8 protein-coding genes and 5 tRNA genes are annotated in these 13,146 nt (G+C 74.4%); 7 read left to right on the top strand and 6 right to left on the bottom strand.

Features of this window, described 5'->3' with window-relative positions:
- The first annotated feature begins 80 nt into the window (after nucleotides 1–80).
- The 6 genes from ACLJWH_RS18975 (at nucleotide 81) to ACLJWH_RS18950 (ending at nucleotide 10,082) form a co-directional block, all read left to right on the top strand.
- Nucleotides 81–962: a MetQ/NlpA family ABC transporter substrate-binding protein gene (locus tag ACLJWH_RS18975; RefSeq protein ID WP_411142893.1), complete on the top strand. Its 882-nt coding sequence runs from the start codon at nucleotides 81–83 to the stop codon at nucleotides 960–962.
- A gap of 233 nt (nucleotides 963–1,195) precedes the next feature.
- Nucleotides 1,196–1,831 carry a GNAT family N-acetyltransferase gene (locus ACLJWH_RS18970; protein WP_411142892.1) on the top strand — a complete coding sequence of 212 codons (636 nt, stop codon included), beginning with the start codon at nucleotides 1,196–1,198 and terminating at the stop codon, nucleotides 1,829–1,831.
- Between the two features lie 123 nt (nucleotides 1,832–1,954).
- Complete coding sequence (gene cbiE / locus ACLJWH_RS18965; protein WP_411142891.1) at nucleotides 1,955–3,175, top strand: precorrin-6y C5,15-methyltransferase (decarboxylating) subunit CbiE; 1,221 nt, start codon at nucleotides 1,955–1,957, stop codon at nucleotides 3,173–3,175.
- Nucleotides 3,176–3,410: 235 nt separating this feature from the next.
- Nucleotides 3,411–7,823, top strand: a complete 4,413-nt coding sequence (gene cobT, locus ACLJWH_RS18960) for a nicotinate-nucleotide--dimethylbenzimidazole phosphoribosyltransferase (protein ID WP_411142890.1) — start codon at nucleotides 3,411–3,413, stop codon at nucleotides 7,821–7,823.
- A gap of 154 nt (nucleotides 7,824–7,977) precedes the next feature.
- Nucleotides 7,978–9,210 (top strand): uroporphyrinogen-III C-methyltransferase, encoded by a 1,233-nt coding sequence (gene cobA, locus ACLJWH_RS18955; protein ID WP_411142889.1) that lies wholly within the window; start codon nucleotides 7,978–7,980, stop codon nucleotides 9,208–9,210.
- 53 nt (nucleotides 9,211–9,263) lie between these two features.
- Nucleotides 9,264–10,082, top strand: coding sequence for a TrmH family RNA methyltransferase (locus ACLJWH_RS18950; protein ID WP_411142888.1), 819 nt, complete (start codon nucleotides 9,264–9,266; stop codon nucleotides 10,080–10,082).
- Between the two features lie 24 nt (nucleotides 10,083–10,106).
- Here the strand turns inward: ACLJWH_RS18950 and ACLJWH_RS18945 are convergent, their stop codons facing one another.
- Entirely contained in the window at nucleotides 10,107–11,456 is a 1,350-nt protein-coding gene (locus tag ACLJWH_RS18945; RefSeq protein ID WP_411142887.1) for a protein kinase domain-containing protein, read from the bottom strand.
- Between the two features lie 620 nt (nucleotides 11,457–12,076).
- Here ACLJWH_RS18945 and ACLJWH_RS18940 point away from each other — a divergent pair.
- Nucleotides 12,077–12,286, top strand: coding sequence for a hypothetical protein (locus ACLJWH_RS18940; protein WP_411142886.1), 210 nt, complete (start codon nucleotides 12,077–12,079; stop codon nucleotides 12,284–12,286).
- 271 nt (nucleotides 12,287–12,557) lie between these two features.
- On the opposite strand, the gene ACLJWH_RS18935 is transcribed toward ACLJWH_RS18940, so the two are convergent.
- The 5 genes from ACLJWH_RS18935 to ACLJWH_RS18915 form a co-directional block, all read right to left on the bottom strand.
- Nucleotides 12,558–12,629, bottom strand: a tRNA-Val gene (locus ACLJWH_RS18935).
- 39 nt (nucleotides 12,630–12,668) lie between these two features.
- Nucleotides 12,669–12,740 (bottom strand) — tRNA-Val (locus tag ACLJWH_RS18930).
- A 30-nt stretch (nucleotides 12,741–12,770) separates the two neighbouring features.
- Nucleotides 12,771–12,842, bottom strand: a tRNA-Val gene (locus ACLJWH_RS18925).
- 1 nt (nucleotide 12,843) lies between these two features.
- Nucleotides 12,844–12,917: transfer RNA gene (locus ACLJWH_RS18920), tRNA-Cys, on the bottom strand.
- Between the two features lie 35 nt (nucleotides 12,918–12,952).
- Nucleotides 12,953–13,025: transfer RNA gene (locus ACLJWH_RS18915), tRNA-Gly, on the bottom strand.
- Nucleotides 13,026–13,146: the final 121 nt, after the last annotated feature.

The following is a 13,146-nucleotide window of genomic DNA, read 5'->3' as shown; positions in this document are numbered from 1 at the left end:
CCCTCGGTAAAGAGGGGACCTCGCAGGACGAGCCCGGACCCTTTGCCGGGCGTACCTCCGCGCGTACTCATGGCACGCGCGTGACCAAGAAAGAGGCACTCTTCGTGCGTAACACCGTCAAGACCACCGTGGCCATCGCCGCCGCTGCCGCCGTCGCCCTCGGCGCGAGCGCGTGCAGCGCCCCCTCCGACACCACGGCCAGCGCCGACAAGAACGACAAGGACGCCCCCCTCGTCGTCGCCGCGAGCCCCACCCCGCACGCCGTCATCCTCGACTTCGTCAAGAAGAACCTGGCCGAAAAGGCCGGGCTCAAGCTTGAGGTCAAGCCGTTCAACGACTACAAGATCCCGAACAAGGTCACCGACGACGGCCAGGTGGACGCCAACTTCTTCCAGCACAAGCCGTTCCTCGACACCTTCAACAAGGAGAACGGCACGGACATCGTGCCGGTCGTGAACGTCCTCATCGAGCCGCTCGGCGTCTACTCCAAGAAGATCCACAAGATCACCGACCTCAAGGCCGGCAACAGCGTCTCGGTCCCCAACGACCCCTCCAACGAGGGCCGTGCGCTCAAGCTGCTCGCCGACAACGGCGTGATCACCCTCAAGCCCGGCGTCGGCGCGGAGGCCAAGCTCACCGATGTCCAGGACAACAAGGGCATCAAGATCACGGAGCTGGAGGCCGCCCAGACCGCGCCGCGTCTCGCCGACGTCGACGCCGCGGTCATCAACGGCAACTTCGCCATCGGCGCGCACCTCAAGCCCTCCACCGACGCGCTGGCCCTGGAGAAGGCGAAGGACAACCCGTACGCCAACTTCCTGGCCGTCAAGAAGGGCAGGGAGAACGACCCGCGGATCCAGAAGCTCGCCAAGCTCCTGAACTCCGACGAGGTCAAGAAGTTCCTGGAGGACAAGTACAAGGACGGCTCGGTCATCCCGGCCTTCGGTCCCGTCAAGAGCTGACGCCCCCTCCGCCGCGGCGGCCGCCGTACCACGGCCGCCCGCACGGATCACGGACGGGCCCCGGACCCGCGCAGCGCGCGGCCGGGGCCCACGCGCGTGGCACATCCGCGGGCGGATGCTGCATGCTGGTGCACTCAAGACGGTCAAGACGGTCAAGACGGCCCGTGCCGGCACGGCGACGACGGCCCGAATCGTCTCCCGAGCAATACGGTCAACGGCGTGGGAGCAGCGGCATGACATCCACCTTTCCGGACATCTCCATCAGCACGGACCGGTTGGTGCTGCGCCCCTTCGAGGAGGCCGATGTGCCCGCCCTCGCCGAGATGATGGGCGACGAACTCGTCACCGCCTGGAGCACGCTGCCGCACCCCTACACCACCGAGGACGCCCGCGCCTGGGCCACCGGGCAGGCCGCCGCCGTCCGCACCGCGGGCCGCGGCATCGCCCTGGCCGTCACCGAGTTCCTCACCCAGCGGCTGGTCGGCACCGTCCATCTCGACCACACCGACTGGCGGGTGCGCAGCGCCGAGGTCGGTTACGTCACCGCCCCCTGGGCGCGCGGTGAGGGCTACGCCTCCGAGTCCGTGCTCGCGGTCGCCCAGTGGCTCTTCCAGAACCACGGATTCGAGCGCATCGAGCTGCGCACCCCGGCCGACAACACCGCCTCCCAGCAGGTCGCCCAGAAGGTCGGCTGCATCAGCGAGGGCGTACTGCGCAACGCCTGGATAGCCCGCAGCCGCACCGAGGACGGCGGCTGGACGGACATCCGCACCGATCTGATCGTGTGGAGCCTGCTGCCCGAGGACCTCGACGGGCTCCCCGCCCGGATGGCCGACGCGAACGGATTCGCCTACCCCGAGTGGAACTGAGGCCCCGCCACCTCTCCGGTCCGGGCCTCCCGGGGTAGTCTCGGCCTGCCGCGCACCCGCACGACCTGCGAGGCCCTGCCGCCCCCGCCCCGTACCCACAGCAGCCCCAGGAGACTGACGAGCATGGCCGACCGGGTCACGGTGATCGGATGGGACGGCTCCGCACTGACCGCCGCCGCCCGCTCCGCCCTCGGCGCAGCGACGCTGGTGGCCGGCGCCGCCCACCATCTCGCCCTGCCGGAAGTCCCGCCGGGCGCCGAGCGGATCCGGCTCGGCAGCGTGAGCCTGGCCGCCCGGCGCATCGCCCAGCACCGCGGCACCGCCGTCGTCCTCGCCGACGGCGACCCCGGCTTCTTCGGCGTCGTCCGCACCCTGCGCGCCCCCGAACACGGTCTGGAGGTCGAGGTGGTGCCGGCCGTCTCGTCCGTCGCCACCGCCTTCGCACGGGCCGGGATGCCCTGGGACGACGCCCAGATCGTCGTCGCCCACAGCCGCGATCTGCGCCGCGCGGTCAATGTCTGCCGTGCCCACACCAAGGTCGCGGTGCTCACCTCGCCCGGCGCGGGCCCCGCCGAACTCGCCCTGCTGCTGACGGGCGTCCACCGCACCTTCGTCATCTGCGAGGCGCTGGGCACCGACCGGGAACGGGTGACCGTTCTCACCTCCGACAAGGCCGCCGACCTCGACTGGCGCGACCCCAACGTCGTCATCGTCATCGGCGGTTCGCCCGGCGGCGCCGCGGCCCAGGGGACCGGCTGGATCGCCGCCCACGAGGTGGGCCATCCGACCGGCCCGCGCGGCTGGGGACTCCCGGCCCGCGCCTACGGCGGTGTCCTGGACGAGGGGGAGTCCGTCCAGCTGCGCACCGCCCAACTGGCCCGCCTCGGGCCACGGGTCGGCGACCTGGTCTGGGACATCGGCTCCGGCAACGGCGCCGCCGCCGTCGAGGCCGCGCGGTTCGGCGCCGCCGTCATCGCGGTGGACGCCGACCCGGACGCCTGCGGCCGCACCGCCGCGGTCGCCCGCCGCCACGGCGTCCAGCTCCAGATCGTGCACGGCCGCGCGCCGCAGATCCTCGAAGACCTCCCCGAGCCGGACGTGGTGCGGGTCGGCGGCGGGGGAGCGGCGGTCATCGCCGCCTGTGCCGCCCGCCGGCCGGAGCGGATCGTGGCACACGCCGCGACCAGGGACGAGGCCGAATCACTCGGGGGTGCGCTGGCCGACGGCGGCTACGACGTCGAGTGCGCGCTGCTCCAGTCCGTGGACCTGGACACCTCGGTCTGGGTCGAACGCGAGCGCGCCGTCGTCTTTCTGCTGAGCGGTTACCGCGTTTCTCACCCGTGACCGGGTCGCCGACCCGTGGGAGGTAGGCTGGCGGATCGTTGCGCCGCCGTTCCGCGTTCGGCTTCGTACGCCAATATCCGGAAATTTCCGCGGTTTTGGATGAAAATGAAGCTCTAGAGGGCGGACGTGCCGCGAGGCGGGCCCGCTCGTTCTAGCTATCGAGGCGTCGGCGCGCCCCGGTGAGCGCGGCGTACGGGCGGCTGGAAGGAGCACTACCAATGGGCGAGGGGTACGCATGACCGACACCGGCCAGGTCCCGGGCGAGGGACTGCCGGAGAACGCAGGCGGACATCCCGGGCAGCCGCAGCCGGCGGCCGTTCCCTCCCCTGTCGACACCGGAACGACGGAGCAGCCGGGCATCGTCCCCGCTCCGGAGGCGTATCCCTATCTCGACCCGGTCGACGGCGTCCCCGAGGACGACGATCTGCTCCTGATGCCGAGCGCCCAGGGCGCCTGGAGCGAGCAGCCGGCCCCCCAGCCGCAGCCGCACGGGAACCCGCAGGTCCAGGCCCGCCAGCCGCAGCAGAACGCACCGTACGCCACGGCCGCCCCGGGCGCCGCGGGCTCGCCGATGCCCGCGCACACCGGTGACCACGAGAGCGGCGGCCGGGATTCCGGTGCGGTCGACCTCGGCGCCGTCCGCCCACCGCAGGGCCGGACACCGGCCGCGCCCGCGCGCCGTCCGCTGCACATGGGCCCGCCCGTCCCCGAGACGACCGGCGGTGTGGTCCGCTCGCTCGCCGACCGCGGCCCGGCCGCCGCGCCCCAGCCGCCCGCCGGCCCTCCGGCAGGCGCCCCCGAATACCTCGACGTCCCGGACGCCGCCCCCGCCACCACCATGGGCGAGCAGCCGATGGGCGGCCCGCCGCCCGTCGCCCAGGTGTACCCCGAGCAGTCCTTCGGGGAGCCGTCGCCCGCGGCGCAGCCGTTCGGCGCGCTGTCCTACGACCGGTCGTCCTACAGCGAGCAGATGTACGGCGCCCCGGGCCAGGGCCCGCTGCCCGGCCCGCAGCTCGGCGAGATCCCGTCCCGGATGCCGCCGTGGAACGAGGCATCGGCGCAGGCGGTAGCGGCGCCGGTGGCAGAAACGGCCGGCCACGCCGCGGCGGCACCCGCCGAGGAAGCCACCGCCCGTACCGGCGCGGCGGCCCAGGTCGCTCCGCAGGCCGCGGAAGCGCCGCAGCAGGCACCCGTTCCGGCGCCGGGCGAGGACGCCGGGGAGACCGCGGACGGCGAGGCCGTCGGACCCGCCGCCGACGCCGCCCCGGGCGAGCCCGACGGCACGGCGGTGACGGACGGACCGCAGGGCGAGGACGCGGCGCGGACCGCGGCCCCGGCGGCGGAGCCCGCGCCCGAGGCCACGGCACAGCAGGAGCCGGAGCAGGCCGAGCCGCAGGACGCGGCGGCGACCGGCCAGGCCGGGGTGGAGACGGCCGTGCCGGAGACGGCCGCCGTACTGGAGACGGCAGTGCCGGAAACGGCCCTGCCGGAGACCGTCACGCCCGACACCGCTGTACCGGAGACCGCCCTCCCGGAAGCATCCGCACGGGAAGCAGCCGCACCGGAAGCGTCCGCGCAGGATGCGCCGGTGCCGGATGCCGTCGCCCTCCACCCGCAGTCCCCGGCGGCCGCCGAGGCCCCGCAGCAGGCCCTGGACCCTGACCAGGCCGTCCAGACGGCCCAGGTCGCCGAGACGGCCCAGGCCGAGGCGCCGGGCCCGCCCGCCGGCACCCCGTCCGCCCCGGACGGGACCGCCGGGGAGCCGGCCGACCGCCCGGCACCGGAAGCCGGACAGGCCGAACCTGCCGCGCCGGTCGCCGACGCGGAGGCGCACCCGGAAGCGGAAGCGCAGCCGGAAGCCGAAGCGCACCCGGACACCGACCAGGCGGCGCAGGACGCGCCCGCGCCGAAGGACGCCCAGGCGCCGCAGGGCCCGCGGCTCGTCGCCCCGGCGCAGCCTGCCCCGGCAGGGGCCCCCGAGGCTGCCGCCGACGGCACTCCGCTCGCCCGGCCCGTGGCGTCCGCCGACGCATCGCAGCCCGCGGCGGCCCAGGCCGACGCGCCGACCCCTGCCGACGCCCCGACCCTGCCCGACGCCTCAACCGAGCCCGAGGCTCCCGCCGCGCCCGCTACCCCGGCCGCGCCCGACGCCGACCCGGTGGCCGTGACCGTCCCGCCGTCGGCCGTCGCCCCCCAGGGCCCGGTCGCGGAGCCCGCGGCCGACGATGGCGCGGTCCCGGAGCAGGCCGGCATAGAGCGGCCCGAGGCGCGGCAGCCGGTCGCCGGGCTGCCGCAGCCCGGGGCGCCCACCGAGACCGCGGACGCGCCGGCCGCCGCGCCCGGCGCGGCTCCGGCCGATCCCGCGCAGCACCCGGACCAGGACACCCCGGCCGGGCGGCGGCAGCCCGTACCGGCCGGTCCGCACGACCCCGGCGCACCGGCCGGACCGGCCACCCCGGCCGACGCGGCGCCCGAGGCGGTGCCGACCGCCGAGCCCGTCACCGAAGCCGCAGCCGCCGCCGAGCCCGTCACCGAAGCCGGCGCAGCGCCCCTCCCCGCCGACGCCGAGCCCGTCGAGACCGCGGAGCCCGGCGCCGTCGAGCCGCTCGCCGACCCGCCGCCGGCGGCCGTCCGCATCCCGGCCCAGGCGGCCGGCGGTACGCACGCGGCCCCCGCGGACGCGCCCCCGCGGCAGCGGGACGACGCCGGGCCCGAGGGCCGGGACGACGACCGGTCCGCGGTCGCGGACCAGGCCCACCCCGAGGCAGTGACCGCCGACTCCGGCCCCGCCGCCGCACCCACCGATGCGGCCGGCGTACCCGTCCGCGCCGTGCTTCCCACCCAGCCCCAGCCCCAGGACGGCGCGCCCGTGGACAACGTCATGGACACCAGCGGTGCCCCGATCCCGATCCCGGCACCGGCCGCCGGATACGACGACTCCGAACGCGCCGCCGTACACCGCGTGATGCGCGAGCGCCGGGACATCCGCAACGGCTTCCGCGGCGACCCGATCCCCAACGAGGTGCTGCTGCGCGTCCTGGAGGCGGCGCACACCGCCCCCAGCGTCGGCCACTCCCAGCCCTGGGACTTCGTCGTCATCCGCTCGGACGAGACCCGCGAGAAGATGCACCGGCTCGCGATGGAGCAGCGCGAGGCGTACGCCGCGTCGCTGCCCAAGGCCCGCGCCAAGCAGTTCCGCGAGCTCAAGATCGAGGCGATCCTCGAAACGCCGGTCAACATCGTCGTCACCGCCGATTCCACCCGCGGCGGCCGGCACACGCTCGGCCGGCACACCCAGCCGCAGATGGCCCCGTACTCCTCCGCGCTCGCCGTCGAGAACCTCTGGCTCGCGGCCCGCGCCGAGGGCCTGGGCGTCGGCTGGGTCAGCTTCTTCGACGAGCGGGAGATGGTCCAGGCCCTGGGCCTGCCCGACCACCTCGAAGTCGTCGCCTACCTGTGTATCGGCTACGTCGACGAGTTCCCGGACGAGCCCGAGCTCATGCAGGCCGGCTGGTCCAAGCGCCGCCCGCTGTCCTGGGTCGTCCACGAGGAGACGTACGGACGCCGGGCGCTGCCCGGTGAGGACCCGCACGACCTCCTCCAGGAGACGCTTCAGGGCATCCGCCCGCTGGACGCCAAGGCGCTCGGCGAGGCATGGGAGCGGCAGAAGCGGATGACCAAGCCCGCCGGGGCACTGGGCATGCTGGAGATCATCTCCGCGCAGCTGTCCGGACTGTCCCGCAAGTGCCCGCCGCCGATCCCGGAGCCGGCCGCCGTCGCGATCTTCGCGGGCGACCACGGCGTACACGCCCAGGGAGTGACCCCCTGGCCCCAGGAGGTCACCGGCCAGATGGTCGCCAACTTCCTCGGGGGCGGCGCGGTCTGCAACGCCTTCGCCCATCAGGTCGGCGCCGAGGTCTGCGTGGTGGACGTCGGCGTGGCGGGCGAACTCCCCGCCACCCCCGGGCTGCTGCCGCGCAAGGTCCGCCCCGGCACAGACGACTTCACCACCGGCCCGGCGATGAGCCAGGAAGACGTGCTGAAGGCGATCGAGGTCGGTATCGAGACCGCCCGCGACCTCGTCGCGGCGGGCAACAAGGCGCTGCTGACCGGCGAGATGGGCATCGCCAACACCACCACCTCCGCCGCGCTGATCTCCGTCTACACCGACGCCGACCCCGTCGAGGTCACCGGCCGCGGCACGGGCATCAACGACGAGACGCACGCCCGCAAGGTCGATGTGGTCCGCCGCGCCCTGGAACTCCACCAGCCCGACCCGAACGACCCCATCGGCGTCCTCGCCGCGGTCGGCGGCCTGGAGCACGCCGCCCTCGTCGGCCTCATCCTGGGCGGCGCCTCGCTGCGCACGCCGGTCATCCTCGACGGCGTCAGCGCGGGTGCCGCGGCCCTGGTGGCGCGGGCCATCGCCCCCGAGGCGCTGGCCGCCTGCATCGCCGGCCACCGCAGCGCCGAGCCCGGCCATGTCGCGGCCCTGACGAAGCTGGGCCTGCGCCCGCTGGTCGATCTCGACCTGCGGCTGGGCGAGGGCACCGGCGCCCTGCTGGCCCTGCCCGTGGTGCAGAGCGCCGCCCGCGCCATGCACGAGGTCGCCACCTTCGACTCGGCCGGTGTGACCGAGAAGAGCTGACCGGCACCCCGCCCACGCACGGCCCCCCGGCCCACAGCCCCCTAGGCTGTGGGCCGGGGCCGTACCCCTCACCAGGCCCCACCACCCCTCATCAGCCGCTTCGGCGCCGCAGCGGCGACGACCCGAACCATCCGTACAAGGAGCCGTACCCGCCATGGCCGAGCACCCCGCCGAACACGCCGCCTACCCCGTCGGACTGCGGCTGTCCGGCCGCCGTGTGGTCGTCCTCGGGGCCGGCCAGGTCGCCCAGCGCCGGCTCCCCGCGCTCGTCGCGGCCGGCGCCGACGTCCTGCTGATCTCCCCGTCCGCCACCCCCTCCGTCGAGGCGATGGCCGACACCGGCGAGATCCGCTGGGAGCGCCGCCGCTATCAGGCGGGCGATCTCGCCGGCGCCTGGTACGCGCTGATCTCCACCGACGACCCCGAGGCCAACACCGCGGCCTCGCAGGAGGCCGAGGACCGCCGGGTGTGGTGCGTACGCGCCGACGACGCGGAGGCCGCCACCGCCTGGACCCCGGCCACCGGCCGCAGCGAGGGCGTCACCGTCGCGGTGCTCACCGGCCGCGACCCGCGCCGCTCCGCCGCCGTACGCGACGCCATCGTCGAGGGCCTGCGGGACGGCAGCCTCGCCGCCCCGCACCACCGCAGCAGGACCACCGGCGTGGCACTGGTCGGCGGCGGTCCCGGCGACCCCGACCTGATCACCGTGCGCGGCCGCCGGTTGCTCGCCGAGGCGGACGTCGTCATCGCCGACCGGCTCGGCCCCCGCGATCTGCTCGCCGAACTCCCGCCGCACGTCGAGGTCATCGACGCCGCGAAGATCCCCTACGGCCGGTTCATGGCCCAGGAGGCCATCAACCACGCCCTCATCGAGCACGCCAAGGCGGGCAAGGCCGTGGTCCGCCTCAAGGGCGGCGACCCGTTCGTCTTCGGCCGCGGTATGGAAGAGGCCCAGGCGCTCGCCGAGGCCGGCATCCCCTGCACGGTCGTGCCCGGCATCTCCAGCTCCATCAGCGTCCCCGGCGCCGCCGGTATCCCCGTCACGCACCGCGGGGTGGCCCATGAGTTCACCGTCGTGAGCGGTCACGTCGCCCCCGACGACGCGCGGTCACTCGTCGACTGGTCCGCGCTCGCCAGACTGCGCGGCACCCTCGTCGTCCTGATGGGCGTGGAGAACAGCGGCGCCATAGCCGCCACGCTCATCGCCCACGGCCGCGCCGCCGACACCCCCGTGGCCGTCGTCCAGGAGGGCACCACCGCGGCCCAGCGCCACGTCGAGGCCACCCTCGCGACCCTCGGCGAGACCGTACGGGCCGAGGGCGTCCGGCCGCCGGCCGTCATCATCATCGGGGACGTCGTCACCGTCGCCGCCCACACCCCCAGGTAACCGATCCCGTACGCGGCCTCGGCACCCCGACACCGACAAGGCACTCTCTCCCCGTGGCAGAAATCATCACCGTCGACGACCCGGACGACCCGCGCCTGAGCGACTACACCGGACTCACCGATGTCGAGCTGCGCCGCCGCCGCGAGCCCGCCGAGGGACTCTTCATCGCCGAGGGCGAGAAGGTCATCCGGCGGGCGCGGCACGCCGGCTACGAGATGCGCTCCATGCTGCTCTCCGCCAAGTGGGTCGACGCCATGCGCGACGTCATCGACGAGATACCGGCCCCGGTCTACGCCGTCCACCCGGACCTCGCCGAGCGGGTCACCGGCTACCACGTCCACCGCGGCGCCCTGGCGTCCATGCGGCGCAAGCCGCTGCCCACGGCCGCCGAACTGCTCGGCACCGCCCGCCGCATCGTGGTCATGGAGGCGGTCAACGACCACACCAACATCGGGGCGATCTTCCGCAGCGCGGCGGCCCTCGGCATGGACGCCGTGCTGCTCTCCCCGGACTGCGCCGACCCGCTCTACCGCCGCTCGGTGAAGGTCTCCATGGGCGCCGTGTTCTCCGTGCCGTACGCCCGCCTGGCGAGCTGGCCCAGGGACCTGGCGACGGTACGGGAAGCGGGCTTCAAGCTGCTCGCGCTGACCCCTGCGGAGCGGGCCACGGCCATCGACGAGGCGGCTGTGCACACCCTGGAGCGTGCCGCCCTGATGCTCGGCGCGGAGGGCGGCGGCCTGACCACCGGCGCGCTGCGGGCCGCCGATGAATGGGTCCGCATCCCGATGGCGCACGGTGTGGACTCGCTCAACGTGGGAGCGGCGGCCGCGGTCGCCTTCTACGCGGTCGCGACGGGCCGCCCGGAAGCCTGACCGCACGCACCGGGCGGACGGTCCTCAGCCGTCCGTCCGCGGACCGTCCGCCGGCGGCTGCCCGGTCCCGGCCGTGGACGGGGCGGACACCGGTGCCGCCGGCCGCTCCACCCCCATGCCGCGGGTCGGCCCCTGGCAGCCCTGGGCCGCCGCGATCCCCAGCGCCACCAGCAGTGTCACGGTCACGAACACGGTGATCCGCTGCCGCAGCAGCCGGCGGTCGGGACCCGGCCGGCGCCCGGCCGACGTCGTCCGCACCGGGGAGCGCGCACCCTTGCGCGCGGCGGGTCGCGCCGCCGGGACCCGTCCCGTACTCCGCCTGGCCGCCCGCGGGTCCGTGCCCGCCGCCGGCGCCGGTGGGGCCGGCCGGGGCGGCGCTTCGCGCTGGGCCGGCGGCCGGGCCGCCTGCGGACGTGGTGTGGGAGTGCCGGCCGCCCGGCGCACCGTGTGCTGCCGCGCGTACTCCTCGGCCCGCTGCCCGGTCGGCCGGCTACCGGGACGGCGCTCCCGCCCCCAGTCGGCCCCGCCCTCCGCCGGGTCGCCCGACAGACCGTGCGCCTCGCGGGCCGCGATCTCCTTGAGCCGCAGCGACAGCGACAGCGTGCTCGGACGGTCCGCCGGATCCTTGGCGAGACACGACGCGAGCAGCGGTGCCAGCGCGTCCGGCACCCCGGCCAGCTGCGCCTCCTCGTGCACCACGCGGTAGAGCATGACCTCGGAACTGCCCTGTCCGAAGGGTGAGTCCGCGGTGCAGGCGTAGGCGAGCGTCGCGCCCAGCGAGAAGATGTCCGTCGCCGGTGTCACCGCGGCCCCGCGCACCTGCTCCGGCGCGAGAAACCCCGGCGAGCCGATGGCCGTACCGACATGCGTCAGCGTGCTGGCGCCGGTGGCCCACGCGATGCCGAAGTCGATGATCCGCGGCCCCTTGGGCGACAGCAGGATGTTGGACGGCTTCAGATCGCGGTGCACCACCCCCGCGTCGTGCACGGCCAGCAGCCCCTCGGACAGCGCCGCGCCGACGGAGGCGACCTGCGCCGGGGACAGCGGCCCCTCCTCGTTCACCTTGTCGTGCAGCGAGGGCCCCGGTACGTACTGGGTGGCGAACCACGGGCGGTCCGCGTCGAGATCGGCCGCGACCAGCCGGGCCGTACAGCCGCCGCGGATCCGCCGGGCCGCCGACACCTCGCGCGCGAACCGCGAGCGGAACTCCTGATCCTCCGCCAGGTCCGGCCGGATCACCTTCAGCGCCACCCGCTGCCCGCGTTTGTCGGAGCCGAGATAGACCACGCCCATCCCGCCCGCGCCGAGCCTGCGGTGCAGCCGGAACGTGCCGACGACACGCGGGTCCTCGCGTCGGAGCCGCATCATCGCCATGTCCGTCCCCTACCTGCGGTGGGGAGGCCCCACTCCGCTGCCAACCGTCTGACGTCGCACAGCTTACGGATTGACGGCGCGCTGTGCTGATAGGCCGCGCATGCGTCGGCAACCGGATTGCCGGCGACGGCCGGGATCCGCGACGCCCGGGACGGAACCGGCCGCCGTGCGGCCCGACTTCTCGTGCGGGATCTCAAGGATCTGACGGCGCAGGCGGATTGACGCACCGACAGATGGCTGGACCGGGCGCTTCGGGGAGGCCGGAGGCCCGGCCGGGGCGTACGGCACGATGCCGGGCCGGGCGGACCGGGCGGGCCGCGGCACGCGGACGAGCGGCCGAAGTGAGCGAAGTCACCAGCCGCCGGGCGCCGCGGACCCCCGGTGCGCGGGGCGGACCCCCGGGTGTCCTCTCGGGGATGTCCCCAGGTCTCGGCCCCGCAGTCTCCACCCAGGGGAGTACACCACCCACCGTGCCGTCATCCTCCTGGAGGCGGGGCAATCGATACGTCGGCATGACGACCGGCGCCCGCCGGATGCCTAATGTGGAGTTCAAGCGGCGGGCGCGGTACTCGTCCCCCGAGGTCGGACGCCCGCCGCTGCCACAGAACAGGAGCGGGACGATGGCGGACGGCTCAGGACGGGCGGCCCTCCGGACGCAGGGGCGCAGGGCCGCCGCGGCGTTCGGCGGCCGGCAGTCCTCCGGCACCCGCCATCCGCTCGTCGCGGTGGCCATGGTGCTGCCGCTGGCGATCCTCCTGGCCGTGGTGTTCGGCGGCTGGGAAGCCGTCATCACACAGGCGTCGTCCGTGGTCGGAATGCTGGGGCGCTGAGCGCCCCGGTCCCGGGAGAGCGGCCCGGGACAGGCTTCGGACCGGAACCCCGTGGGGACGGGGGTACGGCGGACGGCAGGAATGGCCGGGCATCTGGGGAGATGCCCGGCCATCTGGCATTCCGGGCCCACCGGCGCCGCACCACTCAGCGGGTGGGGGACAACAGGAGTTGGCCCGCCGCGGCAGCGCCCGGAGCGGCCGCCCCCTCCTGCCGGTCCACCCGGACAACGACCGAGGGCCGGAGCGATCGCTCCGGCCCTCGGCCTGTATGTGGACGATACTGGGATTGAACCAGTGACCTCTTCCGTGTCAGGGAAGCGCTCTCCCGCTGAGCTAATCGTCCTCGGGACCACGGATCTCGATGATCTCCGTGGATACTGCGTGCGCGATACTGGGATTGAACCAGTGACCTCTTCCGTGTCAGGGAAGCGCTCTCCCGCTGAGCTAATCGCGCGGGACGGATACCCCATTACCGGGGATCCAGTGGACGATACTGGGATTGAACCAGTGACCTCTTCCGTGTCAGGGAAGCGCTCTCCCGCTGAGCTAATCGTCCTTGGAGGTGGAGACGGGATTTGAACCCGTGTAGACGGCTTTGCAGGCCGTTGCCTCGCCTCTCGGCCACTCCACCAGGAGTGAAGGGGTTCGGGAAGATCCCCCACATCGAGCGGACGACGAGACTCGAACTCGCGACATCCACCTTGGCAAGGTGGTGCTCTACCAACTGAGCTACGTCCGCAGGTATCTCTCCCAGACTACGTCCGGGAAGTCACCGGGCCTCCGGGGCGCTCTCGCGTCCCGGCGACGTGTTGAACTCTAGCGGATTCCGGGGCCAGTACAAAAACGCGTTTGTGCAGCGT

It is taken from the genome of Streptomyces sp. x-80 (assembly GCF_046549095.1).
GTDB lineage: Bacteria > Actinomycetota > Actinomycetes > Streptomycetales > Streptomycetaceae > Streptomyces > Streptomyces celluloflavus.
The sequence above is the reverse complement of the archived record's forward strand: the minus strand, read 5'-3'. Positions and strand labels throughout refer to the sequence as shown.

What these genes read in the sequence shown, in the direction of transcription:
- ACLJWH_RS18970 (WP_411142892.1), top strand. Translation starts at nt 1,196, where the DNA reads ATGACATCCACCTTTCCGGACATCTCCATCAGCACGGACCGGTTGGTG.
- cbiE (WP_411142891.1), top strand. Translation starts at nt 1,955, where the DNA reads ATGGCCGACCGGGTCACGGTGATCGGATGGGACGGCTCCGCACTGACC.
- cobT (WP_411142890.1), top strand. Translation starts at nt 3,411, where the DNA reads ATGACCGACACCGGCCAGGTCCCGGGCGAGGGACTGCCGGAGAACGCA.
- cobA (WP_411142889.1), top strand. Translation starts at nt 7,978, where the DNA reads ATGGCCGAGCACCCCGCCGAACACGCCGCCTACCCCGTCGGACTGCGG.
- ACLJWH_RS18945 (WP_411142887.1), bottom strand. Translation starts at nt 11,456, where the DNA reads ATGGCGATGATGCGGCTCCGACGCGAGGACCCGCGTGTCGTCGGCACG.
- ACLJWH_RS18940 (WP_411142886.1), top strand. Translation starts at nt 12,077, where the DNA reads ATGGCGGACGGCTCAGGACGGGCGGCCCTCCGGACGCAGGGGCGCAGG.